The sequence below is a fragment of the Arenimonas sp. MALMAid1274 genome (assembly GCF_049195245.1).
In the GTDB taxonomy this organism is placed as follows: Bacteria; Pseudomonadota; Gammaproteobacteria; order Xanthomonadales; family Xanthomonadaceae; genus Arenimonas.
This window is the reverse complement of record NZ_JBMIRR010000025.1, coordinates 255,992-280,820: the sequence shown is the minus strand read 5'-3', so window position 1 is coordinate 280,820 and position 24,829 is coordinate 255,992. Positions and strand designations below refer to the sequence as shown.

23 protein-coding genes are annotated in these 24,829 nt (G+C 69.6%); 13 read left to right on the top strand and 10 right to left on the bottom strand.

The window, feature by feature from the left end:
• Window positions 1–28: 28 nt before the first annotated feature.
• Window positions 29–2,032: a transketolase gene (gene tkt, locus ACOQFR_RS06145; RefSeq protein ID WP_421379687.1), complete on the top strand. Its 2,004-nt coding sequence runs from the start codon at window positions 29–31 to the stop codon at window positions 2,030–2,032.
• A 1-nt stretch (window position 2,033) separates the two neighbouring features.
• Here the strand turns inward: tkt and ACOQFR_RS06140 are convergent, their stop codons facing one another.
• From ACOQFR_RS06140 to ACOQFR_RS06130, 3 genes are read right to left on the bottom strand one after another with little or no spacing between them, the layout of a single operon-like run.
• Window positions 2,034–2,450, bottom strand: coding sequence for a DUF6691 family protein (locus ACOQFR_RS06140; protein WP_421379685.1), 417 nt, complete (start codon window positions 2,448–2,450; stop codon window positions 2,034–2,036).
• Window positions 2,437–2,853 carry a YeeE/YedE family protein gene (locus tag ACOQFR_RS06135; RefSeq protein WP_421379682.1) on the bottom strand — a complete coding sequence of 139 codons (417 nt, stop codon included), beginning with the start codon at window positions 2,851–2,853 and terminating at the stop codon, window positions 2,437–2,439. The genes ACOQFR_RS06140 and ACOQFR_RS06135 overlap by 14 nt, the downstream gene beginning before the upstream one ends.
• Window positions 2,850–3,713: an MBL fold metallo-hydrolase gene (locus tag ACOQFR_RS06130; RefSeq protein WP_421379679.1), complete on the bottom strand. Its 864-nt coding sequence runs from the start codon at window positions 3,711–3,713 to the stop codon at window positions 2,850–2,852. The genes ACOQFR_RS06135 and ACOQFR_RS06130 overlap by 4 nt, the downstream gene beginning before the upstream one ends.
• A 118-nt stretch (window positions 3,714–3,831) precedes the next feature.
• Between ACOQFR_RS06130 and ACOQFR_RS06125 the strand changes: the two genes are divergently transcribed.
• A complete protein-coding gene (locus ACOQFR_RS06125) occupies window positions 3,832–4,113 on the top strand; it encodes an ArsR/SmtB family transcription factor (protein ID WP_421379796.1) in 282 nt (93 codons plus the stop codon).
• A 23-nt stretch (window positions 4,114–4,136) separates the two neighbouring features.
• Complete coding sequence (locus tag ACOQFR_RS06120; protein WP_421379676.1) at window positions 4,137–4,580, top strand: beta-lactamase hydrolase domain-containing protein; 444 nt, start codon at window positions 4,137–4,139, stop codon at window positions 4,578–4,580.
• Here ACOQFR_RS06120 and ACOQFR_RS06115 read toward each other — a convergent pair.
• Window positions 4,577–6,523 carry an acetyl-CoA hydrolase/transferase C-terminal domain-containing protein gene (locus tag ACOQFR_RS06115; protein WP_421379674.1) on the bottom strand — a complete coding sequence of 649 codons (1,947 nt, stop codon included), beginning with the start codon at window positions 6,521–6,523 and terminating at the stop codon, window positions 4,577–4,579. The genes ACOQFR_RS06120 and ACOQFR_RS06115 overlap by 4 nt on opposite strands.
• 102 nt (window positions 6,524–6,625) lie before the next feature.
• Here ACOQFR_RS06115 and ACOQFR_RS06110 point away from each other — a divergent pair, with 102 nt between their 5' ends.
• A complete protein-coding gene (locus tag ACOQFR_RS06110) occupies window positions 6,626–6,994 on the top strand; it encodes a BlaI/MecI/CopY family transcriptional regulator (protein ID WP_421379671.1) in 369 nt (122 codons plus the stop codon).
• Window positions 6,984–8,315, top strand: coding sequence for a M56 family metallopeptidase (locus ACOQFR_RS06105; protein ID WP_421379668.1), 1,332 nt, complete (start codon window positions 6,984–6,986; stop codon window positions 8,313–8,315). The genes ACOQFR_RS06110 and ACOQFR_RS06105 overlap by 11 nt, the downstream gene beginning before the upstream one ends.
• A gap of 9 nt (window positions 8,316–8,324) precedes the next feature.
• On the opposite strand, the gene ACOQFR_RS06100 is transcribed toward ACOQFR_RS06105, so the two are convergent.
• Both ACOQFR_RS06100 and ACOQFR_RS06095 read right to left on the bottom strand, forming a co-directional pair.
• Window positions 8,325–9,179: a S1/P1 nuclease gene (locus ACOQFR_RS06100; RefSeq protein WP_421379665.1), complete on the bottom strand. Its 855-nt coding sequence runs from the start codon at window positions 9,177–9,179 to the stop codon at window positions 8,325–8,327.
• 48 nt (window positions 9,180–9,227) lie between these two features.
• The gene (locus ACOQFR_RS06095) at window positions 9,228–9,851 is read right to left on the bottom strand and encodes an OmpW/AlkL family protein (RefSeq protein ID WP_421379662.1); all 624 of its coding nucleotides are present in this window, start codon (window positions 9,849–9,851) and stop codon (window positions 9,228–9,230) included.
• Window positions 9,852–10,011: 160 nt separating this feature from the next.
• Between ACOQFR_RS06095 and gap the strand changes: the two genes are divergently transcribed.
• Window positions 10,012–11,025, top strand: a complete 1,014-nt coding sequence (gene gap, locus ACOQFR_RS06090; RefSeq protein WP_421379659.1) for a type I glyceraldehyde-3-phosphate dehydrogenase — start codon at window positions 10,012–10,014, stop codon at window positions 11,023–11,025.
• 593 nt (window positions 11,026–11,618) lie between these two features.
• On the opposite strand, the gene ACOQFR_RS06085 is transcribed toward gap, so the two are convergent.
• The 3 genes from ACOQFR_RS06085 to ACOQFR_RS06075 are packed head-to-tail and all read right to left on the bottom strand — an operon-like array spanning window position 11,619 to window position 13,764.
• Complete coding sequence (locus ACOQFR_RS06085; RefSeq protein WP_421379657.1) at window positions 11,619–12,248, bottom strand: hypothetical protein; 630 nt, start codon at window positions 12,246–12,248, stop codon at window positions 11,619–11,621.
• Window positions 12,245–13,207 (bottom strand): L-threonylcarbamoyladenylate synthase, encoded by a 963-nt coding sequence (locus tag ACOQFR_RS06080; protein ID WP_421379654.1) that lies wholly within the window; start codon window positions 13,205–13,207, stop codon window positions 12,245–12,247. Before ACOQFR_RS06080 ends, ACOQFR_RS06085 begins: the two co-directional genes overlap by 4 nt.
• Window positions 13,204–13,764, bottom strand: a complete 561-nt coding sequence (locus ACOQFR_RS06075) for a GNAT family N-acetyltransferase (RefSeq protein ID WP_421379651.1) — start codon at window positions 13,762–13,764, stop codon at window positions 13,204–13,206. Before ACOQFR_RS06075 ends, ACOQFR_RS06080 begins: the two co-directional genes overlap by 4 nt.
• A 93-nt stretch (window positions 13,765–13,857) precedes the next feature.
• On the opposite strand from ACOQFR_RS06075, the gene ACOQFR_RS06070 reads away from it, so the two are divergent.
• The 4 genes from ACOQFR_RS06070 (at window position 13,858) to ACOQFR_RS06055 (ending at window position 18,506) form a co-directional block, all read left to right on the top strand.
• Window positions 13,858–15,033 (top strand): phosphoglycerate kinase, encoded by a 1,176-nt coding sequence (locus ACOQFR_RS06070; protein WP_421379648.1) that lies wholly within the window; start codon window positions 13,858–13,860, stop codon window positions 15,031–15,033.
• A 192-nt stretch (window positions 15,034–15,225) separates the two neighbouring features.
• Window positions 15,226–15,864: an HAD hydrolase-like protein gene (locus ACOQFR_RS06065; RefSeq protein ID WP_421379646.1), complete on the top strand. Its 639-nt coding sequence runs from the start codon at window positions 15,226–15,228 to the stop codon at window positions 15,862–15,864.
• Between the two features lie 75 nt (window positions 15,865–15,939).
• The gene (pyk, locus tag ACOQFR_RS06060) at window positions 15,940–17,406 is read left to right on the top strand and encodes a pyruvate kinase (RefSeq protein WP_421379643.1); all 1,467 of its coding nucleotides are present in this window, start codon (window positions 15,940–15,942) and stop codon (window positions 17,404–17,406) included.
• Between the two features lie 89 nt (window positions 17,407–17,495).
• Window positions 17,496–18,506 carry a class I fructose-bisphosphate aldolase gene (locus ACOQFR_RS06055; protein ID WP_421379640.1) on the top strand — a complete coding sequence of 337 codons (1,011 nt, stop codon included), beginning with the start codon at window positions 17,496–17,498 and terminating at the stop codon, window positions 18,504–18,506.
• Window positions 18,507–18,560: 54 nt separating this feature from the next.
• Here the strand turns inward: ACOQFR_RS06055 and ACOQFR_RS06050 are convergent, their stop codons facing one another.
• Window positions 18,561–19,205, bottom strand: a complete 645-nt coding sequence (locus ACOQFR_RS06050) for a DUF6498-containing protein (protein WP_421379637.1) — start codon at window positions 19,203–19,205, stop codon at window positions 18,561–18,563.
• Between the two features lie 116 nt (window positions 19,206–19,321).
• On the opposite strand from ACOQFR_RS06050, the gene ACOQFR_RS06045 reads away from it, so the two are divergent.
• The 3 genes from ACOQFR_RS06045 (at window position 19,322) to ACOQFR_RS06035 (ending at window position 24,788) form a co-directional block, all read left to right on the top strand.
• The gene (locus ACOQFR_RS06045) at window positions 19,322–20,416 is read left to right on the top strand and encodes an efflux RND transporter periplasmic adaptor subunit (protein WP_421379635.1); all 1,095 of its coding nucleotides are present in this window, start codon (window positions 19,322–19,324) and stop codon (window positions 20,414–20,416) included.
• Between the two features lie 19 nt (window positions 20,417–20,435).
• Window positions 20,436–23,558, top strand: a complete 3,123-nt coding sequence (locus ACOQFR_RS06040; protein ID WP_421379633.1) for an efflux RND transporter permease subunit — start codon at window positions 20,436–20,438, stop codon at window positions 23,556–23,558.
• Window positions 23,559–23,870: 312 nt separating this feature from the next.
• The gene (locus ACOQFR_RS06035; RefSeq protein ID WP_421379629.1) at window positions 23,871–24,788 is read left to right on the top strand and encodes a TrmH family RNA methyltransferase; all 918 of its coding nucleotides are present in this window, start codon (window positions 23,871–23,873) and stop codon (window positions 24,786–24,788) included.
• The last annotated feature ends 41 nt before the right edge of the window (window positions 24,789–24,829 follow it).

Below are 24,829 nucleotides of genomic sequence, written 5' to 3'. Positions count from 1 at the left end.
CAACCGGCGGGCGTCCGCCCCGATCGCCATGACGACCCCGACCCGCCGCGAACTCGCCAACGCCATCCGCTTCCTGGCCATGGACGCCGTCGAGGCGGCCAAGTCCGGCCACCCGGGCATGCCGATGGGCATGGCCGACATCGCCGAGGTGCTCTGGAACGACTTCCTGCGGCACAACCCCAACAATCCCAAGTGGTTCAACCGCGACCGCTTCGTGCTGTCCAATGGCCACGGTTCGATGCTGGTCTACGCCCTGCTGCACCTGAGCGGCTATGACCTGCCGATCGAGCAGCTCAAGCGCTTCCGCCAGCTGCACAGCAAGACCGCCGGCCATCCCGAGTTCGGCCACACGCCGGGCGTGGAAACCACTACTGGCCCGCTGGGCCAGGGCCTGGCCAATGCCGTGGGCATGGCGCTGGCCGAGCAGCTGCTGGCTCAGCGCTTCAACCGTCCTGAATTCGAGATCGTCGACCACACCACCTGGGTGTTCATGGGCGACGGCTGCCTGATGGAAGGCATCTCGCACGAGGCCGCCTCGCTGGCCGGCACCTGGGGCCTGGGCAAGCTGATCGCGTTCTGGGACGACAACCGCATCTCGATCGACGGTGACACCGCCGGCTGGTTCACCGACGACACCGCGGCGCGCTTCGAGTCCTACGGCTGGCAGGTGATCCGCAAGGTGGACGGCCACGATCCGGTCGAGATCAGCCAGGCCATCCGCACCGCCCAGGCCGAAACCGGCAAGCCGACCCTGATCTGCTGCCGCACCACCATCGGCTTCGGTTCGCCCGGCAAGGCCGGCAAGGAATCCAGCCATGGCGCCCCGCTGGGCAAGGACGAAATCGCCGCCACCCGTGCGGCGCTCGGCTGGCCGCATGCGCCGTTCGAGATCCCGCAGGCCATTTCCGATGGCTGGCGCGCCGGCAATACCGGCCTGGTGCGCGAGGAACAGTGGAACCGGCTGTTCGACGCCTATGCCAAGGCCCATCCCGAGCTGGCGGCCGAACTGGTGCGCCGCTCCCATGCCGAGCTGCCCGAAGGCTTTGCGGAAGCCGCGCAGGCCTACATCGCCAAACTGCAGCTCGATGGACCGGTGGTCGCCTCTCGCAAGGCTTCGCAGATGGCGCTGGACGCGTTCGGCCCGCTGCTGCCCGAGCTGATCGGCGGCTCGGCCGACCTGGCCCATTCCAACCTCACCCTGTGGAAGGGCAGCAAGTCGGTCACCAGCCGCGATGCCAGCGCCAACTACGTGCACTACGGCGTGCGCGAGTTCGGCATGAGCGCCATCAGCAACGGCATCGCGCTGCACGGCGGCTTCATTCCCTACGACGCCACCTTCCTGGTGTTCTCCGACTACTCGCGCAACGCGCTGCGCATGTCGGCGCTGATTCCCACCCGCGCCATCCACGTGTTCACCCACGACTCGATCGGCCTGGGCGAAGACGGCCCCACCCACCAGCCGGTGGAGCACCTGGCCTCGCTGCGCTACATCCCCAACAACGATGTCTGGCGCCCCTGCGACGCCGTGGAATCGGCGGTGTGCTGGCAGGCCGCGATCGAACGCGCGGACGGCCCCAGCTGCCTGGTCTTCAGCCGCCAGAACCTGGCCCACCAGCCGCGCACGCCGCAGCAGCTGGGCGATATCGCCCGCGGCGGCTACGTGCTCAGCGATCCGGGCGAAGCGCAGTTCGACGTGCTGCTGATCGGCACCGGCTCGGAGGTGGAGCTGGCGATGGAAGCCATGCGCCAGCTGGCGGGCGAGGGCATCAAGGCGCGCGTGGTGTCCATGCCCTGCGCGGAGGTGTTCGACCGCCAGCCGCTGGAATGGCGCGAGGCCGTGCTGCCCTCGTGGTGCCGCAAACGCGTGGCGGTGGAAGCCGGCGTCACCGGCTACTGGCGCAAGTACGTGGGCCTGGACGGCGCGGTGATCGGCATCGACAGCTTCGGTGCGTCGGCGCCGGCCGACCAGCTGTACGTGCATTTCGGGATCACGGTGCAGGCCGTGGTGGACGCGGCCAAGGCGATGCGCTGACTCAGCGCTTCAGCGTTCCGGCGATCCAGAACCCGAAAAACATCACCGGAACCACCAGCAGGGACTCGGGCGCGAGCCGCCCGAGTCCGGCCAGCGCAGGCCCGGGGCAATAGCCCGCCAGGCCCCAGCCGACCCCGAACAGCACGGCTCCCAGCAGCAGATCGCGGTCCACCGTGCGCTTGCCCGGCAGCTGCAACGGACCGCAGACCGCACGACCGCGCCGCCGCACCAAGGCGAACCCGGGCACGGCCACCGCCAGCGCGCCGCCCATCACGAAGGCCAGGCTGGGATCCCAATTGCCCAGCACATCCAGGAAGGCCAGCACCTTCTCCGGATCGGCCATGCCCGCCACGGCAAGTCCCAGCCCGAACAGCAGGCCGGCGATTCCGGCGAACACGACCGGCCTAGCCGATGACATGGCGCACCACCGTCGTCGTGGCCACCGCCGTGCCCATGAAGACCACCACCGCCGCCAGCGACCTCGGCGAAAAGCGCGCCAGCCCGCAGATGCCGTGACCGCTGGTGCAGCCGCTGCCCAGGCGCGTGCCGATGCCGACCAGCAGCGCACCCGCCAGCAGCAGGGGCAGGGGAAAACCGCTGCGCGCCGGCGCGACCCCGGGAGCCATCGCAAACCAGAGGCCCGCGCCGATCACCAGGCCGGCCAGGAAGGCCCGGCGCCAACGGCGTTCCGCGCCCGTTTCCACCAGGGCGTTCCAGGCGATGCCGCTGATGCCGGCGATGCGGCCATTGAGCCCCAGCAGCACCGTGGCCGCCAGGCCGATCAGGGCGCCGCCCGCCAGCGCAGGGATCCAGGCGCTCACAGGGCGTCCAGCGGAATCTTGAGGTAGCGCACGCCATTGGCTTCCGGCGGCGGCAGCGCGCCCGCGCGGATGTTGACCTGCACCGAGGGCAGGATCAGGTTCGGCATGGCCAGGGTGGCATCGCGCGCCTTGCGCTGCTTCACGTAGTCGGCCTCCTCCACGCCTTCGCGCACGTGCACGTTGCTGCGCTTCTGCGCGCCGATGGTGGTCTCGCATTCGATCGCGCGCCCGCCCGGACCGTAGTCGTGGCACACAAAGACGCGCGTGTCGTCTGGCAGCAGGTAAAGCCGGTGGATGGAGCGGAACAGCTTGCCGGCATCGCCGCCCGGGAAGTCGCAGCGCGCGGTGCCGCCATCGGGCATGAACAGGCTGTCGCCGGTGAACAGGGCGTCGCCGATCAGGTAGCTGACGCTGTCGTTGGTGTGGCCGGGCGTGGCGATCACGCGTCCGGTCAGCCCGCCGATGGCGAAGACCTCGCCGTCGGCGAACAGATGGTCGAACTGCGATCCGTCGGTGGCGAAGTCGGCTTCCAGATTGAAGATCGGCTTGAACGTCGCCTGCACTTCGCGGATGCCGGCGCCGATGGCGATGCGTCCGCCCAGCGTGCGCTGGATGTGCGGGGCGGCGGTCAGGTGGTCGGCGTGGGCATGGGTTTCCAGGATCCAGTCCAGGTGCAGCCCGCGTTCGCGCACCCAGCGCAGGATCGCGTCCACGGCGGTGGTGCCGGTGCGCCCGGACTTGGGGTCGTAGTCGAGCACCGGATCGATGATGGCGCATCGGGCGGCGGGCAGGTCCGCGACCACGTAGCTCCAGGTGCCGGTTTCCTCGTGCAGGAAGGCTTGGACGGTGGGCGTGTTCATGGGCGTGTCTCCTTGGGGTCAAATTAGCACTTGCTAATTTAGATTGCAATAATATAATTGCGGCATGCCCGTGAAGTCCTCCCCTCGCCAAACCTCCTCCAGCGCCCGCCTGAGCGACATGGCGGCGGCCGCCCAGTCCGCCTCCGCGCTGATGCGGGCACTGGGCAACGAGCAGCGGCTGCTGGTGCTGTGCCACCTGTCCGAGGGCGAGGCCTCGGTGGGCGCCCTGCTGGAACGGCTGCCGCTCAGCCAATCGGCGCTGTCCCAGCACCTGGCCAAGCTTCGGGAAGGCGGCTTCGTGAAAACCCGCCGGGAAGCGCAGCAGGTCTTCTATTCCTTGCCCAAGGGTCCGGCCCGGTCGCTGGTGGCGATGCTGCACAAGCTGTACTGCCCGCGATGACACCGGAACAGGACGAGGAGGCCATGCCTGCGCTGCCGTTGGCGGACATTCCGGGCTTTCGCCGGCTGGAACCGACCTTGGCCAGTGCGGGACAACCCGAGCCGGCCGATTGGCCGAGGCTGGTCGCCGCTGGCTTCCGCGGCGTGCTCAACCTTCGTCCTGGCACGGAGCAGCCCGGTTTTGACGAAGCCGAGGCCGTTGCCGCCCTCGGCATGGTCTACGCGGCGCTGCCGGTGGCCACCAGCGCGGATCTCACGCCTGCGCTCGTGGCCCGTTTCGACGAGCTCCTGCAACGCTTGCCTTCGCCCTGCCTTGTGCACTGCGCCAGCGGCAACCGGGTCGGGGCGCTGTTCGCGCTGCGCGAAGCGTGGCTTCGCGGGGCAGGGGTCGAAGCCGCCGTGGAAAAAGGCCGGCAGGCCGGGCTTTCCGGACTGGAAGCCCCGGTGCGGGCGCTACTCTCGCGTTAGGACCGGCGCGTTTCCGACAGCGCTAATCGCAACAGCCTGCCCTGCAGGCGATCCCCGAAACCGGACGGTGCGTTGAGGCCCATGCGCGCCAGCGCCTCGTCGTCGGCAGGCGACCGGGTTGCGATCGCGCGGGCCAGGGTCAGGAACTTCCGTCCACCGGTCGTGTTCGATTTCAGCCAAGCCAGGGCTTTCGCCAGGCGCTGCTCGACCGGTGTGAAATCGCTGCCCATCGGGTAGTCGGGCAGCACGCCGCTCCGCCGCAGCGGACGCAGCCGCGCGGCCAGGTCGTCGCAATCATTGCGGGCCCAAGCTTGCGGCGGCGCGAAGCCGGCGTCGATCTTGCCAGCGGCCTTCGCGGCCGCCAGCAGCGTGGCCTGGTGGCGGACGTCGGCCAGGCCCAGCATCGCCTGCGCGCAATCGCCGTCGCTGCGGCCGCGCAGGTCGGCGATACCGTACTCGGTAATGGCCAGGTCGCGCAGGTGGCGCGGGATGGTCACGTGGCCATAGTTCCACAGGAGGTTGGAGGCCGCGCCCGCGCCGCGCACCGCGCGCAGCATCAGCACCGAACGCGCGTCGTGCAGGGCATGCGCCATCGCCACGAAGTTGTACTGGCCGCCGACGCCGGACACGACGCGGCCGTCCTCCAGCGCGTCCGACACTGCCGCGCCCAGGCCGGTCATCATCATGCAGGTGTTGAAGAAGCGCGCGTCGCGGCGCTGCTCGCGCTCCAGGGCTTCGTTGTTTCCGTAGAGCTCGTTGATGTGCGACACGCGGGTCATGCCGATGCCGCGCGCCTGCGCCGGCGACAGGCCGCGCAGCCAGGCGTACAGCTCGCTGGAGCCCAGGTAGAAGGCACCGTCGAGGTAGCGTCCGTCGCGTTCGAGCGCGCCGCGGTCCGCGTCGGTGGGCGTGCCGGCGTTGATGCGCGCCATCGCGGCGGGATCGTCCACCACGCGTCGCGACAGGATGCCGGCCTGCGCCAGGCAGCGGAAACCGTCGTTGACCATTTCGCTGGCGCCGTACAGGCCCTGCACGAAGGGCGCGACGCCGCCGGTGGCCTGCACCAGGCGGGAGCTCGCGAGCCCGGGCGAGAGCGCCTCCAGCGCCGCCAGGTAGTCGGCGTTGCGCGTGTGCCGCAGCACCAGCGCGTGGCACAGCGCATCCGACAGCGAGCCGATGCCGATCTGCAGCGTGCCGCCGTCGCGCACCAGGGTGCTGGCGTACAGGCCGATGGCGTAGTCGGCGTCGTTCACCGGCTCGCGCGGCAGCGCAAACAGCTTCGGCGCCGGGCCCGGCAGGTCCAGCACCAGGTCGAAATAGTCCTGCGGGACCGCGCACGGGCCATCGAGCCAGGGCAGGTTCGGGTCGATCTCGGCCACCAGCAGCGGGCGGGGCTTGCCCAGCCGCGCCATCTCGTCCACCAGGTCGAAGGTGAGGTCGGGATTGCAGCTCAGGCTCAGGCGCGTGCCGCCCGGTTCGCGCGCCACTTTCTGCACCAGAGCTTGGGCGCCGCGCTCGGCCACCGCACGCGCCACGTGGGTGTAGTTGAGGCTGACGTAGTCACGCTGGGCCACGTCCGAGCGCAGCAGGGCGCCGGACTGCATGTAGAACTCCTCGACGCGCACGTTGGCCGGCAGCGTGCCGGCGCGCAGGGCCAGCGCGTAGTCGAGCGCCGGGAAGTCATCGCCGAACTGGCGCGACAGGAAGGGCGCCAGGAAACGCCGCTGCAGTCCCTGGCCTGGGGCCGGCGGCGTCAGCGACAGCGCGGTGAGCAGGTGCAGCGACCGCGCCGGGTCGGCGGCAATGCGTCGCGTCAGCGCATTGAGCAGCCGGTGCGGCTTGCCCAGCCCCAGCGGGGCCGCCAGCACCAGGGCCGGCCCAGCATGGGCCAGCAGCCGGTCCACGGCGGCATCGAGGGAGTCGAGCTGGAGCGGTGGGGCCATCGGAAGTGCCTGTGGAATCGAGCCCCAGTATCGCACTGCAGCCAGCGCTTGACATTTTCGATTACGGGCGTAAATTCAGAAAAAATTACGGACGTAATCGGGATGCAGATCAGCGAAGCCGAATCGGTGGTGATGCAGGTGCTGTGGAAACGCTGCCCGCTGGCCGCCGAAGACGTGCACAAGGCGGTCGCCGCCCGCCAGGGCTGGCAGGAGGCGACGGTGAAGACCTTGCTCAACCGTCTGCTCAACAAGGGCGCCATCGCGGCGCGCAAGGAAGGTCGGCGCTATCTCTACAGCCCGGTGCTGGCGCGGGAGGACTGGCTGCAGGCGGAAAGCGAAAGCCTGCTTGATCGCCTCTTCGGCGGTCGCGTGGCCCCGATGGTGGCGCATTTCACCGAGCGGCGCCGGCTGGGCAAGAAGGACATCGCCGAGCTCAAGAAGCTGGTGCAGGAGCTCGACGATGAGCCGTGACCTGCTGCAGCTTCTGATCGAGGGGACCCTGTCCACCAGCGCCGCCATCGTGCTGGTGCTGCTGCTGCGACAGCCGCTGCGTGCGGCCTTCGGGGCCGGCGCGGCCTATGCCGCCTGGAGCCTGGTGCCGGTTGCCCTGCTGGCCGTGGCCTTGCCTGCCGCGGTCGTTCCGGTCGCACCCTCGGCTGGCATCGCACTGCCTGCCATCGCGACCATCGCAGATACCGCAGCGCCGGCGGCGGCGATCGATGTACGTCTCGCGTGGCTGGGGCTGTGGGCCTTGGGCGCGCTCGGCATGGCGGCCTTTCTCCTGCGCCAGCAGCGGCGCTTCACCGCCAGCCTGGGTGCGCTGGTCACGCGTTCCGATGGCCTGCTGCAAAGTGACAGCGCCGCGGGCCTGCCGGCGGTGATCGGCTGGCGGGCGCGCATCGTGCTGCCCGCCGATTTCGAAACCCGGTATGACGCGGCCCAGCAACAGCTGGTGCTTTGCCACGAACAGGTGCACCAGCGCCGGGGCGATCTGCCGGTGAACGCGGGGGTGTCGCTGCTGCGTTGCCTGCTGTGGTTCAACCCGCTGGTGCACCACGCGGCCGAACGCCTGCGCCAGGACCAGGAACTGGCTTGCGATGCCGCCGTGCTCGCGCGGTTCCCGCGTCATCGCCGCGCCTACGGCGAGGCCCTGCTCAAGACCCAGCTCGCCGACCGGCCACTGCCCGTGGGCTGCCACTGGTTTGGTTCCCATCCGCTCAAGGAGCGCATTGCCATGCTCAAACGTCCTCTTCCCGGCCGCACACGCGTCTTTTCCGGATTCATGATCGTGTTTGCGCTGGCCACCGCAGGCGGCTGGTCCGCCTGGGCGGCGCAGCCCGCGCGCGCCATCGTGGTGGCACCGGCCGAGGGCGAGCTGGGCGTGACGATGACGGTCCGCATCGACGGGCAACAGGAAAGGGTGCAGTCGCTCAACCTGCGCGCCGGTGAAGCGCATCGTTTCGAATTCGAGCAGTCGGGTGCCGCCTGGGTGGTGGAGCTGGCCCTCACGCCGCGCGAGGATGGCACCGTGTTCGCCGATGCCGAGATCCTTCGCGACGGTGTCAGCCAGGGGAGTCCGAAGCTGATCTTCAAGCCGGGTGAGCCAGGCGCCGCGATGAGCGTGGGTGAGCAGGATGCGGGCGGCGGATTCCGTGGCATCGCACTGGAGCTGGTGGTTCGCCTGCCTGAGGCCAAGGTGGCGGCGGAGGTCGCCCCGGTGTCCGGGCCGATGCCGTGGACGGCCTCGCTGTCGCGCTGGACCGGGGCTGCCCCGCCTGAGCCGGCGTGCTGAGATCGCGGCTTACGGGCGCGGCGGATCCAAAGCAGCGTTGATCAACTCCGCAAGCCGCGCCCCGGCCTGGCGCACACGCCGCTCGGCCAGTGGACGGTGCTGGTCCAGGTAGGCGTCGGTGATGCGGCGCCGCGGCGGGTAGATCGCCTGGCTCTCGATCAGCGCGCACGATTCCAGCGCCCACTGCAGCGGCCGGTGTTCGGCGCCCACGGTGGGATCGGGCGGCAGCGGCAGTTCCAGCAGCCGTCGGGTGTAGCGGGTGTTGTCGAGCTCAGCGCTTTGCAGCAGCCAGTAGTCCCAGACGCCGTGCAGGTTGGTGCCTTCGCCCTGGCGCGCGCCCTTGCCGCGGTAGTTGAGCTGGAAGTTGTTGCCCCCGCGGTCCGAGGCCAGGCCCGCATGCATGGGCTGGTGCGCATCGCCGACGAAATGCACGATGAACTTGAGGGCGTTGCGGCGGTCCTCGTCACTGCGCCCGCGGTCGGCCAGGGTGGCGGCCTGCGCCTGGATCGCGCCGATCACGCAGTTGCCGTCCGGGCAGTTGCGGGCCGGCACGTAGTCGCAGCCCTTGCCGCTGAAATTGACGTAGTGCCACTTGCTGCTCAGGGTGCCTAACGCATTGCCCGCGCCGCGGCTCTCGGCACGGATCTCGTCGGCCCAGGTGGCCACGCCGGCCAGTGTCGGCACCGGCTCGCCGGCCAGCAGGCGATCAACCTCGCGCTGCGCCGCGGGCGTCAGGTCGCGCTGGGCCAGCTCGCCTACCAGCTGGTGGCCCTGCTTGCTCCAGGCCAGCGCCGCGCCCGAGGCGAGCAGCAGCGCCGAAAGCAGCAGGGACGTGGAAACGGCGCGGGGCAGGATGATTTTCATGGCCGCCGACTTTACGCCAGCGGCCATGGCAGCCGCCACCCGCGGGGCTCAGAAGGCCCAGACGAAGGCCGCGCCGTACACCATCGGGTCGATGTTCACGCTGCCCACGCCGGTGCCATCCACCTTCACATCGGTGTCGATGTCGATCCAGCGCGCGTCCAGGCGCAGCCACTTGCCTTTGCCGACCGCGAAGTCCAGGCCCGCGTGCGCGGCCAGGCCCAGCGAGTTGTCCAGCGAGAGGTCGGTGCCGGCCAGCGGCCCGGTGGTGCTTTCGCTGAAGAAGATCGTGTAGTTCAGGCCCAGGCCGACGAAGGGCTTGACCCGCTCGCCGCCGTTGAAGTGGTACTGCACCGACACCGTGGGCGGCAGGTGCTTGGTGGAGCCGGCGCGCACGCCGTTGAGCTCGATGTCGTGCTGGAAGGGCAGGGAGGCCAGCACCTCGACGCCCCAGTGTTCGCTGAAGAAGTACTCGGCGGTCACGGTCGGGCGCCAGTTGTCGCCGACGTCGGCCTCCAGGGCGCCACCGGCCAGGCTGCCGTTGTCGGAGGTGGGCAGCACGCCGTGGGCGCCCAGGCCGAAGGTCCAGTCCCCGGCCTCCTGGGCCAGCACCGGCGGGGCGAGCAGCAGGGCCGCGGCGGCGGCCAGGGGGGCGAGCTTGGCAAGGATCTTCATGGCATCACTCCTGGGGAAAGTGGCGCCAGTCTCCGCCGGGGCCGCCGGGACCGCCTTGAGGCAGGTCAAATCGCCCGCCGCTGGGAGTGGGGGCCCGGGGTTGCTAAAATGTCGGGCTTACCAGCCCATCCCCGGCCCCGCGCCGGCTCCAGGAGACACCATGTCCATCAAGGTCGCCATCAATGGCTACGGCCGCATCGGTCGCAACATCCTCCGCGCGCTGTACGAAGCCAAGCGCACCCACGAGATCACCATCGTGGCCATCAACGACCTGGGCGATGCCGAGACCAATGCGCACCTGACCCGCTACGACACCGCCCACGGCAAGTTCCCGGGCGACGTGGAAGTGGACGGCGGCGACCTGATCGTCAACGGCGACCGCATCAAGGTCTGCGCCGAGCGCGACCCGTCCAAGCTGCCCTGGGGCGCGCTGGGCGTGGACGTGGTGCTGGAGTGCACCGGCCTGTTCACCAGCAAGGCCAAGGCCTCGGCCCACCTGGCCGCGGGCGCCAAGAAGGTCATCATCTCGGCCCCGGGCGGCAGCGACGTGGACAACACCGTCGTGTTCGGCGTCAACCACGACACGCTCAAGGCCTCGGACACCGTCATCTCCAACGCCTCCTGCACCACCAACTGCCTGGCGCCGCTGGCCAAGGTGCTGCACGAGAAGATCGGCATCGTGCACGGCCTGATGACCACCATCCACGCCTACACCAACGACCAGGTGCTCACCGACGTCTTCCACAGCGACCTGCGCCGCGCCCGTTCGGCCACGCAGTCGCAGATCCCGACCAAGACCGGCGCCGCCGCCGCGGTGGGCCTGGTGCTTCCCGAGCTCAACGGCAAGCTCACCGGCTTCTCGATGCGCGTGCCGACCATCAATGTCTCGGTGGTGGACCTGTCCTTCGTGGCCGCGCGCGAGACCAGCAAGGAAGAGATCGACGCCGCCATCAAGGCCGCGTCCGAGGGTGCGCTCAAGGGCATCCTGGGCTTCAACACCAAGCCGCTGGTTTCGATCGACTTCAACCACGATCCGCGCAGCTCGGTCTACGACTCCACGCTGACCCAGGTGATGGGTGGCACGCTGGTGAAGGTCTGCTCGTGGTACGACAACGAGTGGGGCTTCTCCAACCGCATGCTCGACACGACCCTGGCGCTGATGGCCGCCAAGTAAGCGCCCACGGCCCTGCATTGGAAGCCCCGGCTTGCCGGGGCTTTCTTTTTGCGCCCCTTGGTTTATGGCGCCGGCGTCACCGCGGAAGCGAAGGTCACTTTCTGCTCAGAGAAGCCTTTTATTTCGCAGAAAGTGACCTTCGCTTCCACGGCGCCGCCGGTCCATCTGCCGCGGGTGCTCAAAGGAAGGCCCGTGACCGCGCGCTCCGATGCTTGCGCGTGTGATATCCGGACCAAGGCGGACCATCTCTCCTGCTGACCGCGCGGTTAAGCAGATCCTTACACCTGCCACCAGCATGTCAGCGGGTGCGCGTCCACCTGGACACGCAGCCGACGTGGTCGCGAACTGGATGGACGTCGAGATCGAGACACCTATCCGCCCGGCGGCGGGGGTGGGTTCTGCGCGATCTCGAGACGCGCATCTGGCCGGCAAAGCTGAAAGCCCGCGCTCCCGCGCGGAGCGCCGCACGCGCTTTTTGCTCGTCCCCCCAGTGAGCATTGGACGATAGGCATCCGACGCGGGCCAAGTACGGTCCTTTCAGGTTGCGGCACGGCCTGTGGGATGCCGGGGCGCTTCTCACGCTCGACGCGAACTCACCCCCGCCGCCGCCGCGAATCCCAGACGGCGGTGGCGAGTTTGCCGAGGCAGAGCAGGGCGAAGTAGAGCGCGCCGGCCGCCACGACGCGGTGCGGCTCGTCGACCCAGAGGCCGCCGCTGGCGTCGCCGAGGCCGAAGCGCGGCTGCAGTTCGGCGGCCATGCCGCCGCGCGGGAAGCTTTCCGGGATCGAGGTAATCATCACCGCGGCCAGGTACGCCGCCACCGACGCGGCCCAGGCCGCCATCAGCGAAAACATCTGGTCGTCGGTGGCGACCGGCCGCCGCAGCGTCCATACGATCTTGCCGACCAGCAGCCAGGCAAAGGCCACGAACGGCCACCAGGCGTCGAAGGCCAGCGAGAAGGCTGCGATCATCAGCACGTAGAACAGCGACAGCCCGAACATGCCCAGCACGCGCGTGGACTTCTTCATGTCGCCGGCGTTGGACAGGGCATTGAAGAATCCGGTGCCGTGGATGAGCAGGAACTCCACCAGCATCGTCACCAGCGCGGTCTTCACGCCGATGCCGCCGAACGCGAAGGGAGAGGCCCAGACCCAGGCGAAGCCCAGCGCCGTGATGCCGTCCGGCAGGGCCGCCCAGGCGCTGGCCCCGGGCGACGGCTTCACGTCGCGTCCTGGCCCGCGCCCGCCGCCGAGCGGCGCAGGCGGTCGTGCACCGCCAGCCAGTCTTCGGATTCGGGCGGACGCTCCGCCAGCAGGAGGTTCACGCCGCGTGCGTCGAGCTCGCGCAGTGCGGCATACAGGCCGTGTTCGTAGTCGCTGGCGCGTCGCGGCAGCGCGAGGCCCGGCAGGCCCTCGGGCAAGGTGTCGAGGCAGAGGACTTCCACGCGCTTGCCCAGCACCTGCTGCTGCAACGCCTCCGATTCCAGCGCCGCGCGCGGCAGCATCAGCAGCGGCGTGCGCGGCGCGTAGTGCGCCTCCAGCGTGCCCGAAGCGCGCGGGCTGTCGCCGCTGGCACCCTCGGCGACGAAGCCGACCAGGGCTTCAAGCTGGGCGCGGCCGATGCGGCCCGGGCGCAGGATGCGCGGCAAGTCGCCCGACAGGTCCACGATGGTGCTTTCGATGCCCACCGCGCAGTCGCCGCCGTCCAGCACCACCGGCACCGACTCGCCGAACTCGGCGCGCACGTGTGCGGCCGAGGTGGGGCTGATGCGGCCGAAACGATTGGCCGACGGTGCTGCCAGGCCGCCACCGAACGCCTGCAGCAGCTGCAGCGCCAGCGGATGGTCGGGGCAGCGCAGGCCCACCGTGGACTGGCCGCCGGTCACTTCGTCGGGCACCTGGGGCTGCTTGCGCAGGATCAGGGTGAGCGGCCCGGGCCAGAAGGCCTTGGCCAGCACGCGCGCCGACTCGGGGATGTCCACGGCCCAGTCGTCCATCTGCGCCGCCGAACCCAGGTGCACGATCAGCGGATGATCCGCGGGCCGGCCCTTGAGCGTGAAGATGCGCCGCACCGCGTCGGGCCGCGAGGCATCGGCGGCCAGGCCGTAGACGGTCTCGGTGGGCAGGCCGATGGCCTCGCCGCGGCGCAACGCCGCCAGGGCGGCCTCCAGCTCGGTGTTCATGCCCCGCTCCGGTGTTCGGCCCGCAGCAGGCCGTAGATCCACGAATCGGCGAACTCGCCGCCGACCCGCCAGCGGTTGCGCAGCAGGCCCTCGCGGCGGAAGCCGAAGTGTTCCAGCAGGCGCCAGGACGCCTCGTTGCGCGGATCCACGTCGGCCTCGACACGTTCCAGGGCCAAGTCGCCGAAGGCGTAATCCAGCGCCAGTCCCACCGCAGCGCGCGCCAGGCCGCGGCCCTGGCGGGCCGGAAGCAGTGAATAGCCCAGTTCGGCGCGGGCATTGGGACCATTGAGCGAAAACAGGGCGGTGGTGCCCACCAGCCGGTCTTCCAGGGGCTCGGTCAAGGCCCAGCCGTAAACCGCCGGCGGGCGCATCGGGATGCGTTCGGCCAGCCAGGCCTCGGCCTGCGCGGGGTCGGTCCAGGGCGCGAAGCTCCAGTAGCGGCACACCTCCGGATCCCGGTAGAGCGCAAAGACATCGGCCGCGTCGCGGCTGCGCAGGGGCCGCAGGCGCACGCGGTCGTTCTGAAGTACCGGCGGATCGATCGGTTCGGAAGCCATGCCGCATTCTCCCACGCGCCCACGCGGTTTGCCCCGGGCTGCCCGCGCGGGGGAAAATGCCCGCCATTCCCGCAGACCTTCCCGGAGCACCCCATGTCCATCCTTCGTATGGCCGACCTCGACCTGGCCGGCAAGCGCGTGCTCATCCGCGAAGACCTCAACGTGCCGGTGAAGGATGGCCGCATCACCTCCGAGCAGCGCATCACCGCCGCGCTGCCGACGATCCGCCTGGCGCTGGAGAAGGGCGCCGCGCTGATGGTCACCTCGCACCTGGGCCGGCCCAGGGAAGGCGAGTGGACCGCCGAGGATTCGCTGGCTCCGGTCGCCGCGCGCCTGTCCGAGCTGCTGGGCCGCGAAGTGCCGCTGATGAAGGACTGGGTGGACGGCGTGGACGTGCAGCCCGGCCAGCTGGTGCTGCTGGAAAACTGCCGCATGAACGTGGGCGAGGCCAAGGACGACGAGGCGCTGTCGAAGAAGTACGCGGCGCTGTGCGACATCTATGTGATGGACGCCTTCGGCACCGCGCACCGCGCCCAGGCCTCCACGCATGGCGCCATCCGCCACGCGAAGGTCGCCTGCGGCGGTCCGCTGCTGATGGCCGAACTCGATGCGCTGGGCAAGGCGCTGCTGGCACCGGCGCGCCCGATGATCGCCATCGTCGCCGGCTCCAAGGTCAGCACCAAGCTCGAGCTGCTGTCCAACCTGGTGTCGAAGGTGGACCAGCTGATCGTCGGTGGCGGCATCGCCAACACCTTCATCGCAGCCGTCGGGCATCCGGTCGGCAAGTCGCTGTGCGAGGCCGACCTGCTCGACACCGCGCGCCAGATCCTGGCCGATGCCAAGGCACGCGGCGCCGACATCCCCATTCCCACCGACGTGGTGGTGGCGCCGGCTTTTGCCGCCGACGCGCCGGCGACCGTGAAGCCGGTGGCCGAAGTGGGCCCGGACGACATGATCCTGGACATCGGCCCCGACACCGCCGCGCGCTACGCCGACATGATCCGCCTGGCGGGCAGCGTGGTCTGGAACGGCCCGGTCGGCGTGTTCGAGTTCGACGCCTTCGGCAAGGGCACCCAGACCCTGGCGCGCGCCATCGCCGATTCGCCGGCCTTCTCCATCGCCGGCGGCGGCGACACGCTGGCGGCGGTGGACAAGTACGGCGTCGAGGCCGGCATCAGCTACATCTCCACGGGTGGCGGGGCCTTCCTTGAATTCTGCGAGGGCAAGGTGCTGCCTGCGGTGGCTGCGCTGGAGGCGCGGTCGCAGTAGTTTTTTTGCCGCGGATTTACGCGGATGAACGCGGATAAGTGCCGATAGGTGCCGATCAATTGAATGCAGGTCGGTTCCTTTCAAAGGACACTTTCGTATGACTGTGGCCTGTGCAACGAGCACTCCAATCCGACGGTTCAACAGTCCGACCGCTCTATCCGCTCTTATCCGCGTCAATCCGTGGCCAAAACAATGAAAACCCTCTTCTTCGACCTCGACGGCACGCTGATCGATTCGGCCATCGGCATCACGCGCTGCGTGGCCCACGCGCTGCAGGCGATGGGCGAACCGGTGCCGCCGGCGCCGGCCTTGCGGCGCTGGATCGGCCCTTCGCTGCGCGACAGCTTCGGGCCGCTGCTGGGCGATGCGGCCCGCACCGAACAGGCGGTGCTGCACTACCGCGATCGCTTCGAAACCCACGGCTGGGCCGAGCACGAGGTCTATCCCGGCATCGGCGAAACGGTGCTGGCGCTGTCGCAGGCGGGCCACCGGCTGGCCGTGGTCACCGCCAAGAACGAACCGCATGCGCGCAAGATCATTGCGCACCTGCCGTTCGGCCATGTCTTCCAGGACATCATCGGCGCCACCGCCTGTGGCCGCCTGAGCCACAAGCCCGAGCTGATCGGCGAAGCCTTCGCGCGGCTGGGGCGGTCGTCGGGCGACACCTGGATGATCGGCGACCGGCACATGGACATCGAGGGCGCCAACCACCACGGCATCGGTTCGGTGGGCGTGCTCTGGGGCTTTGGCGAAGAGGCCGAACTGCGCGCCGCCGGCGCCACCCACCTGGCCGCGCGGCCCGATGACCTGCGTGGACTTTTCTCGGCCTGAAATCGATTGCAGGACACGTCGGGACAGGTGATGGGCTGTGCTAGCGTTGGCACATCGTCCCCACGCCCGAGCCCCATGAGCAACGTCCTGCGCCGCACCAAGATCCTGGCCACCCTCGGTCCGGCCACCGACGCCCCCGGCGTGCTCGACGAACTGCTGCGCGCCGGTGTCAACGTGGTGCGCATGAACTTTTCCCACGGCACGCCCGAGCAGCACGGCGCGCGCGTGGCCGCCGTGCGCGAGGCGGCGGAGCGGCAGGGCCGCGAGGTCGGTATCCTGGCCGACTTGCAGGGGCCGAAGATCCGCATCGAGAAATTCGCGGCCGGCAAGGTCGAGCTGCGCACGGGCCAGGAGTTCACCCTGGTCTGCCGCGCCGACGCCGAGCCGGGCGACCAGCACCAGGTGGGCGTCAGCTACCTGGGCCTGGTGAACGACGTGCTCGCCGGCGACACGCTGCTGCTCGACGACGGCCTGATGGCGGTGTCGGTCCTGGCCATCGAAGGCGACCGCATCCGCACCCGCGTGCTCACCGACGGTTTCCTGTCCAACCGCAAGGGCCTCAACCGGCTCGGCGGCGGACTTTCGCTCGGCGCGCTCACCGACCAGGACAAGCAGCACATCCGCATCGCGGCGCAGCTGGGCGTGGACTTCATCGCGGTCTCGTTCTGCCGTTCGGCGGCCGACATGGAGGAGGCGCGCGCGCTGGCCCGCGAGGCCGGCAGCGACGCCTTCCTGGTGGCCAAAATCGAACGTGCCGAAGCCATCGACAACCTGGTCGAGATCACCATCGCCTCGGACGTGGTGATGGTGGCGCGCGGCGACCTGGGCGTGGAGATCGGCGACGCCGAGCTGCCCGGCCTGCAGAAAAAGATCATCCGCACCGCGCTCGAACACAACCGCGTGGTCATCACCGCCACCCAGATGCTGCAGTCCATGGTGGACAACCCCATCCCCACGCGCGCCGAAGTGCTGGACGTGGCCAACTCGGTGATCGATGGCACCGACGCGGTGATGCTGTCGGCGGAAACCGCCTCGGGCAACTACCCGGTCAAGTCGGTGGAGGCGATGGTGCGCATCTGCCTGGGCGCCGAGCGCCAGTTCGACCACGACACCGACTTCGAGAAGGCGCCGCGCAACCTGCAGGCCGCCGACCAGGCCATCGCCATGGCCAGCATGTTCCTGGCCGAGCACATCAAGGTGCGCGCCATCATCGCGCTGACCGAATCCGGCGGCACCGCGCGCTACCTGTCCCGGTTCCGCTCGGCGGTGCCGATTTACGGGCTGTCGCGGCATGCGGGCGCGCGCCGCCGCATGGCGCTGATCCGCGACGTGTTCCCGATCGATTTCGACAGCCGCGACCTGCCCACCCGCGAGGCCGCGCGCGGCGCGATCCGGCAGCTGTTCGACGCCGGGCTGCTGGAAGAGGGCGACAGCGTCATCATCACCAGCGGCGACCACATGCAGCTGCACGGGGCCACCAACACCCTGCGCCTGCTCAAGGTCGGACCGGCCGGAAAAGCCGAGGGCCTGGGCGAGCTCTAGCCCCGGGCCCCGCCAAGTCATTGATTGGGCAGGGGGTCGCGGGTTCAGCTATAATCCCGGGTCTTTCAACACACCCCGGGAACCCGACCATGAGCATCGACCAGCTCGCCGAAACCGCCCAGGCCATGGTGGCCGCGGGCAAGGGCATCATCGCCATCGATGAGTCCACCGCCACCATCAAGAAGCGCTTCGAGGGCGTGGGCATCGAGTGCACCGAGGAAAACCGGCGCGCCTACCGCGAGATGCTGCTCACCACGCCCAAGCTGGGCGATTACATCTCCGGCGCGATCCTGTACGACGAGACCCTCCGCCAGAGCACCAAGGCCGGCGTGCCCTTCACCAAGGTCATGATGGACAACGGCATCCTGCCGGGCATCAAGGTCGACCTGGGCGCCAAGCCGCTGGCCGGCTTCCCGGGCGAGCTGGTCACCGAAGGCCTGGACGGCCTGCGCGAGCGCCTGAAGGAATACGCCAAGCTCGGCGCCAAGTTCGCCAAGTGGCGCGCCGTGATCACCATCGGCGAGGACGCGCCCTCGGGCACCTGCATCGAAGCCAACTGCCACGCGCTGGCCCGCTACGCCGCCCTGTGCCAGGAAGCCGGCATCGTGCCCATGGTCGAGCCGGAAGTGCTGATGGACGGCGAGCACGACATCGAGACCTGCTACGAAATCACTGAAGTGACGCTGCGCTCGCTGTTCGGCGCCCTGTACGAGCAGAACATCCTGCTCGAGGGCACCATCCTCAAGGCCAGCATGGTCGTGCCGGGCAAGGACTGCCCCGAGCAGGCCAGCGTCGAGGAAGTGGCCGAGCTGACCCTGCGCTGCCTGAAGTCGGCGGTGCCGGCCACCCTGCCGGGCATCGTGTTCCTGTCGGGCGGCCAGAGCGACGACGACGCCACCGCCCATCTCAACGCGATGAACCAGCTGGGCCCCAAGCCCTGGCCGCTGAGCTTCAGCTACGGCCGCGCCATGCAGTCGGCCGCCCTCAAGCTGTGGTCCAAGGACCTCACCGGCAACGTCGCCGCCGCGCAGCAGACCGTGTACGCCCGCGCCAAGGCTAATGGCCTGGCCGCGCTGGGCAAGTGGAGCAAGGGCGCCTGATACATCGGGCCCTGCTGCGCTGACCCGAAACGCCGGCCCCAGGGCCGGCGTTTTTCATGGCGCGTCCGTCGGCGCCGGCGCCGGCCTGCGGCCCTGCAGCCAGCGGTGTTCGACCACGTGCATGAAGGCATCCGCCGCCGTCTTGAGCCCGCCGAACAGAAGCATCACCAGGGCGGAGCTGCCCCCGGTGCCGCCGCTGAGGATCACCAGGTGCATGGGCACGATGCGCACGTAGGGCAGGAACATCAGCGCGCCGATATTCCGCTTCGTGCGGGTATCCGCGTCAACGTTCAGCCTGTGCGAGCGTTGGTGTCCCAGCCAGAATCCCACGCCGCTGGCCCCGATCAGCAGCCAGTCCAGGCCGGAGATGGCCGGCGACTTGGCCACCAGGAACACGAGATAGCCCGCATGGAACGCGCCGTAATGCAGCACCAGGAAATTCGCGGTTTCGCGCTGGGTCTGCGGCGTGGCCTCGGCCTGACGCCCGTTGATCTTGAAGCCCTCGACGCTGAATTCCTTCAGCGCCAGGATGCGCTTGCGCGAGAACCAGCCGATGATCATGCTCTGGATCCAGAACGGCCACAGCATCAGGGCCAGCGGCCAGTCCTGCGCCATTGCAATCAGCACGGTCACGCCGTTGGCCGCGAGGATGCCCCCCAGCCCGGCCCGCCCGGATGCCTTGCCCGCCCCTTCCGACATGCGTCCCCCGTGGACCGTGCACACTGGCGTTACGCCCGGCTCGTACAATCGAACTCTTGGCCCCGGAGTGTATTCCAAGGCTCCGCCGGGCTCCCCTGCCAAGGATATGCCACCCGATGATGCCTCCGTCGCGCAAGCTGCTGTCCCTGATTTTCGCCGCCGTCCTGCTGCTGGCCGGCTGCGGTTCCGAGGAGGCCGCCGCGCCCAGGAATCCTCCCGCCACGGTGACCACCACGGCCGTCGCCCAGAAGCCCTGGGCCGACACCATCGAAGCCCTGGGCACCGCGCGCGCCAATGAATCGGTGATGGTCACCGCCAAGGTCACCGAAACCGTGGTGCGGGTGAACTTCGAGGACGGCGACCTGGTCGAGGCGGGCAGCGTGCTGGTGGACCTGTCGGGCCGCGCCGAAGTGGCCGGCCTTGAGGAAGCCGCGGCGGAATACCGCGAGGCGCAGCGCCTGTACCAGCGCCAGCAGCAGCTCACCGCCCAGAAGCTGATCCCCGCCAGCCAGCTCGACACCCAGCGCGCGGCGATGGAATCGGCGCGTGCACGCCTGGATGCCACTCGCGCCCGTCTTGCCGACCGCGTGATCACCGCGCCCTTCGCCGGCGTGCTCGGCTTCCGGCAGGTCAGCCCGGGCACCCTGGTCACCCCCGGCACCACCATCGCCAGCCTCGACGACGTGTCCGTGATCAAGCTGGACTTCGCGGTGCCCGAATCCTTCCTCTCGGCCCTGAGTCAGGGCCAGGAAATCACCGCCAGCAGCGCCGCCTATCCCGGCCGCCAGTTCAGTGGCCGCGTCACCACGGTGGACTCGCGCATCGACCCGGTCACCCGCGCCATCACCGTGCGCGCCGAGATCGCCAACCCCGAGCGCGAGCTGCGCCCGGGCATGCTGCTCACGGTGCAGGTGTACCGGCCCGAGCGGCAGGCGCTGGTGATCCCGGAGATTTCGGTGGTGCAGGTGGCCCAGGCCGCGCACGTGTTCCGGGTCAAGGACGACGACACCGTCGAACAGGTGGACGTGAAGCTGGGCGCCCGCCGCGATGGTGAAGTGGAAGTGCTCGAGGGCCTGGCCGCCGGCGACCGCATCGTGGTGGACGGCACCGTGAAGCTGCGCGCGGGTGCCACCGTGACCGAAGCCGAGCCGACCCCGGCGCCGGCCGCCGCGCCCACCGGCGAAACCGCCGCCCCCGACAAGGCCGCCTGAGGGCGCCCCGGAGCCAGCCATGGTCCTGTCCGATCTCTCGATCAAGCGCCCGGTCTTCGCGACCGTCATGAGCCTGCTGCTGGTGGTGCTGGGCGTCATCGCCTTCACCCGGCTCACGCTGCGCGAACTGCCCAACATCGACCCACCGATCGTGTCGGTGCAGGTGGCCTATCCGGGCGCGTCGGCCGCGGTGGTCGAAACCCGCATCACCCAGATACTGGAAGACGCGGTGGCCGGCATCGAGGGCATCGAGACCGTGGAAAGCCGCAGCCGCAACGGCGAGGCCAGCGTCACGATCGAGTTCTCGCTCAGCCGCGACATCGAGGCCGCCGCCAACGACGTGCGTGACGCCATCAGCCGCGTCGGCGACCGCATGCCGGACGAGGCCGATCCGCCGGAGATCGAGAAGGTGGAGTCTGACGCCGAGGTGATCCTCTGGCTGAACATGAACTCCAAGAACATGGACACCCTGGCGCTGAGCGACTACGCCGAGCGTTACGTGGTGGACCGACTTTCCAGCATCGACGGCGTCGCCCAGGTGCGCGTGGGCGGCCAGCAGCGTTATTCGATGCGCGTCTGGCTGGATCGCGAGGCGCTGGCCGCGCGCGGGCTGACGGTCAACGACGTCGAGAACGCGCTTCGCCGCGAGAACATCGAGCTGCCGGCCGGCAGCATCGAGTCGCGCGACCGCGACTTCACCCTGCGCGTGATGCGCGGCTACGAGCAGGCCGAGGATTTCGCCAGCCTCACCCTGGCCAAGGGCGACGACGGCTACCTGGTGCGGCTGGGCGACGTGGCGCGGGTGGAGCGCGGCTCGGCCGAGCGCCGCGCCTACTTCCGCGGCAACGGCCAGCCCAACGTCGGCCTGGGCATCGTCAAGACCTCGACCGCCAACAGCCTGGACGTGGCGCGCGGCGTGCAGGACGCGCTGCCCGCCATCCAGGACACGCTGCCGGAAGGCACCGACATCTTCGTCGCCTTCGACAGCACCACCTTCATCGACGCCGCGGTGAACCGCGTCTACATGACCCTGATCGAGGCCGTGCTGCTGGTGCTGGTGGTGATCTACCTGTTCCTGGGCAGCGTGCGCGCGGCGATCATTCCCGCGGTGACGGTGCCGGTGTGCCTGGTCACGGTGTTCATCGCGCTGTGGGCCTTCGGCTTCACCATCAACCTGCTCACGTTGCTGGCGCTGGTGCTGTGCATCGGCCTGGTGGTGGACGACGCCATCGTGGTGCTGGAAAACGTGCAGCGCCGCGCCGACCTGGGCGAGCCGCCGCTGGTGGCCGCGCGCCGCGGCACGCAGCAGGTGGCCTTCGCCGTGATCGCCACCACCGCGGTGCTGGCGGCGGTGTTCCTGCCGGTGGGCTTCATGGAAGGCAATACCGGCCGGCTGTTCCGCGAGCTGTCGGTGGCGATGGCGGCGGCAGTGCTGATCTCGGCCTTCGTCGCGCTGACGCTGACGCCGATGATGTGCTCCAAGCTGATCCGCCCGCACGAGGAGCCCAAGGGCCTGAACAAGTGGGTGCAAAAGCGGCTGACGGCGCTGGGCGACGGCTACCGCGGCGCGCTCAAGCGCACGGTCGGCCGGCCGCTGCTGTCGGGCGTGCTGCTGCTGGGCAGCCTGGGCCTGTCCTTCTTCCTGGTGCAGCGCATCCCCGCCGAGCTGGCGCCGCCCGAGGACCGCGGCTCGTTCTTCGTCAGCGTGGTGGGCCCGGAAGGCGCCGGCTACGACTACACCGTGGCGCAGATGCAGCAGGTGGAGCAGAAACTGTTCAAGTACGTGGGCGAGGGCCAGTCGATCGATCGCGCCAACACGCGCGTGCCGGGCGGCTTCGGCGCTGGTGGCGAAATGCACACGGGCCAGGTAATTGCGCTGCTCAAGCCCTGGAACGAGCGCGAGGACAGCACCGCCGACCTGGTGGAGAAGATACGCAAGGACATGGCGTCCCTGCCCGGCGTGCGCGCCAATCCGCAGGTGCGCAGCGGCCTGGTGCGCAGCGGCGGCCAGCCGCTGCAGGTGGTGCTGGGCGGGCCGGACTACGCAGAGCTGGCGCAGTGGCGCGACCGCCTGCTGGCCCGCATGGAGCAGAACCCGCAGATGTTCTCGGCCGACTCGGACTACAAGGAAACCCGGCCGCAGCTGCGCGTGGAGATCGACCGCGCCCGCGCCGCCGACCTGGGCGTGTCGGTGCAGGAAATCGGCCGCACGCTGGAAAGCATGATGGGCTCGCGGCGCGTCACCACCTACGTCGAGGACGGCGAGGAATACGACGTCATCCTGCAGGCGCAGAAGGAAAACCGCAGCTCGCCTTCCGACCTGAGCAACCTGTACGTCCGCTCGCAGGTCAGCAACGAGCTGGTGCCTCTCTCAAACCTGGTCACGCTGAGCGAGCTAGCCGAGCCGGGCCAGTACAACCGCTTCAACCGGCTGCGCGCCATCACCGTCACCGCGGGCCTGGCCCCGGGCTACACCCTGGGCGAGGCGCTGGAATGGATCCGCCAGGTCGCCGACGAGGAGCTGCCCGAGCGCGCCCAGATCGACTACAAGGGCGAGTCGCGCGAGTACCAGAGCGCGGGCAGCGCAGCGCTGTTCACCTTCCTGATGGCCCTGCTGGTGATCTACCTGGTGCTGGCGGCGCAGTTCGAGAGCTTCCTGCATCCGCTGGTGATCCTGCTGACCGTGCCGCCGGCGGTGCTCGGGGCGCTGTTCGGCCTGTGGGCCTTCGGCAGTTCGCTCAACCTGTTCAGCCAGATCGGCATCGTGATGCTGGTGGGCCTGGCGGCTAAGAACGGCATCCTGATCGTGGAGTTCGCCAACCAGCTGCGCGACGAGGGCATGGCCATCGCCGAGGCCATCGTCGAATCCGCGGCCGTGCGCATGCGGCCGATCCTGATGACGTCCATCGCCACCATCATGGGCGCCGTGCCCTTGGTGGTGGCCGGTGGCCCGGGTTCGGCCAGCCGCGCCACCATCGGCATCGTGGTGATCGCGGGCGTGGCGTTCTCGACCGTGCTGTCCCTGTTCGTGGTGCCGGCCTTCTACATGCTGCTGGCGCCGTTCACGCGCTCGCCCGAGGCGGTGTCGCGCAAGCTCGAGCAGCTTGAGCGCGAAACGCCGGCGGTGGGGGGCCATGCTTGATGTCCTGGCGTTCGCCAGGACATCCCCACGATTCGCTGTGCGAATCGCGGGCCCCGGCTCACACTTTCCAATCCCCGCGCCTTCGGCGCGCCCCCTTACCAAGGGGGAGGTAACTCCAGCATTCGCTGGAGTTACCCCACGATTCGCTGTGCGAATCGCGGGCCCCGGCTAACACTTTCCAATCCCCGCGCCTTCGGCGCGCCCCCTTACCAAGGGGGCTTTCCTCCAGAGGGTTCGGTGAGGGGTGGTCTGGGCCTTGGTCGTTTGGGTTGGGCTTGAGGGGTAGAATCCGGGGGATTCCGGAGGGCTGGCATGGGCGATTCACCGTATCGAGGGCCGCAGGGCAAGCCGCGCGACAAGCGGGAGCGGGAGCGGGATCGGCAGGCGCGGCCGCCCGGTGAGCGCGGCGACGGGGTGCGGAGGCCGACGGCGCGCGACCACGCGGTGGCCGAGGCGGATGCCGATGCGCTGCGCGCTTATTCCGATGCGCCGCGGCCGCCGCGCGAGCAGCGCATCCATGGGCTCAATGCCTGCCTGGCGCTCTTCGCGAAACGGCCGGCCGACCTTCGCAAGGTCTGGCTGCTGGAGTCCCGCATCCCGGCGCTGAAGGCGGTGCTGGCGCACTGCGTGGCGCACCGCATCGGCTACACCGTGGTCGGCGACGAGGACCTGCACAAGCTGTCGGGCAGCGCCCATCACGAGGGCGTGGTGTTCGGCGCTGTTCCCGCTGCCGAGGCCAACTTGTCCGACTGGCTGCGCACGCTGCCGCCCGGGCCGCAGCTGGCGATCTGGCTCGATGGCGTCGGCAACCCGCACAATCTGGGCGCGATCCTTCGCTCGGCGGCGCATTTCGGCGCGGCCGGACTGCTGCTGCCGAAGGAGTCGCCGCTGGCCCTGTCAGGCGCGGCCGCGCGCGTGGCCGAGGGCGGTGCCGAGCAGGTGCCGATGGTGCGGCTGGGCCGCGCTGACAACAGCCTGGCCCAGCTGGCCTCGGCCGGCTTCGTGGCGGTGGCCACGGTGGTGCGCGGCGGCCAGCCGTTGTACGGCAGCGCGCTGCCCCCGCGCCTGCTGCTGATGATGGGCGCCGAGCAGGCGGGCGTGGACCCGCAGCTGGCCCAGGCCTCGACCCTGCGCCTCGCCATCCCCGGCAGCGGCGCGGTCGAAAGCCTCAATGTCGCCGCGGCCACCGCTGTGTTCCTGGGTGAATGGTGGCGCCAGCGGCGCGCGTGAGCGCGGGCGCCGCCGTGCGATGTTCAGACCGGAGCCGGCAT

Coding starts and splice junctions, on each gene's coding strand:
- ACOQFR_RS06140 (WP_421379685.1), bottom strand. CDS start 2,450: ATGTCATCGGCTAGGCCGGTCGTGTTCGCCGGAATCGCCGGCCTGCTG.
- ACOQFR_RS06130 (WP_421379679.1), bottom strand. CDS start 3,713: ATGAACACGCCCACCGTCCAAGCCTTCCTGCACGAGGAAACCGGCACC.
- ACOQFR_RS06045 (WP_421379635.1), top strand. CDS start 19,322: ATGATGCCTCCGTCGCGCAAGCTGCTGTCCCTGATTTTCGCCGCCGTC.
- ACOQFR_RS06080 (WP_421379654.1), bottom strand. CDS start 13,207: ATGAACACCGAGCTGGAGGCCGCCCTGGCGGCGTTGCGCCGCGGCGAG.
- ACOQFR_RS06040 (WP_421379633.1), top strand. CDS start 20,436: ATGGTCCTGTCCGATCTCTCGATCAAGCGCCCGGTCTTCGCGACCGTC.
- ACOQFR_RS06115 (WP_421379674.1), bottom strand. CDS start 6,523: ATGGCCCCACCGCTCCAGCTCGACTCCCTCGATGCCGCCGTGGACCGG.
- ACOQFR_RS06065 (WP_421379646.1), top strand. CDS start 15,226: ATGAAAACCCTCTTCTTCGACCTCGACGGCACGCTGATCGATTCGGCC.
- ACOQFR_RS06125 (WP_421379796.1), top strand. CDS start 3,832: ATGGCGGCGGCCGCCCAGTCCGCCTCCGCGCTGATGCGGGCACTGGGC.
- ACOQFR_RS06035 (WP_421379629.1), top strand. CDS start 23,871: ATGGGCGATTCACCGTATCGAGGGCCGCAGGGCAAGCCGCGCGACAAG.
- ACOQFR_RS06105 (WP_421379668.1), top strand. CDS start 6,984: ATGAGCCGTGACCTGCTGCAGCTTCTGATCGAGGGGACCCTGTCCACC.
- ACOQFR_RS06050 (WP_421379637.1), bottom strand. CDS start 19,205: ATGTCGGAAGGGGCGGGCAAGGCATCCGGGCGGGCCGGGCTGGGGGGC.
- ACOQFR_RS06110 (WP_421379671.1), top strand. CDS start 6,626: ATGCAGATCAGCGAAGCCGAATCGGTGGTGATGCAGGTGCTGTGGAAA.
- ACOQFR_RS06100 (WP_421379665.1), bottom strand. CDS start 9,179: ATGAAAATCATCCTGCCCCGCGCCGTTTCCACGTCCCTGCTGCTTTCG.
- ACOQFR_RS06070 (WP_421379648.1), top strand. CDS start 13,858: ATGTCCATCCTTCGTATGGCCGACCTCGACCTGGCCGGCAAGCGCGTG.
- ACOQFR_RS06055 (WP_421379640.1), top strand. CDS start 17,496: ATGAGCATCGACCAGCTCGCCGAAACCGCCCAGGCCATGGTGGCCGCG.
- ACOQFR_RS06120 (WP_421379676.1), top strand. CDS start 4,137: ATGCCTGCGCTGCCGTTGGCGGACATTCCGGGCTTTCGCCGGCTGGAA.
- gap (WP_421379659.1), top strand. CDS start 10,012: ATGTCCATCAAGGTCGCCATCAATGGCTACGGCCGCATCGGTCGCAAC.
- tkt (WP_421379687.1), top strand. CDS start 29: ATGACGACCCCGACCCGCCGCGAACTCGCCAACGCCATCCGCTTCCTG.
- ACOQFR_RS06095 (WP_421379662.1), bottom strand. CDS start 9,851: ATGAAGATCCTTGCCAAGCTCGCCCCCCTGGCCGCCGCCGCGGCCCTG.
- ACOQFR_RS06075 (WP_421379651.1), bottom strand. CDS start 13,764: ATGGCTTCCGAACCGATCGATCCGCCGGTACTTCAGAACGACCGCGTG.
- pyk (WP_421379643.1), top strand. CDS start 15,940: ATGAGCAACGTCCTGCGCCGCACCAAGATCCTGGCCACCCTCGGTCCG.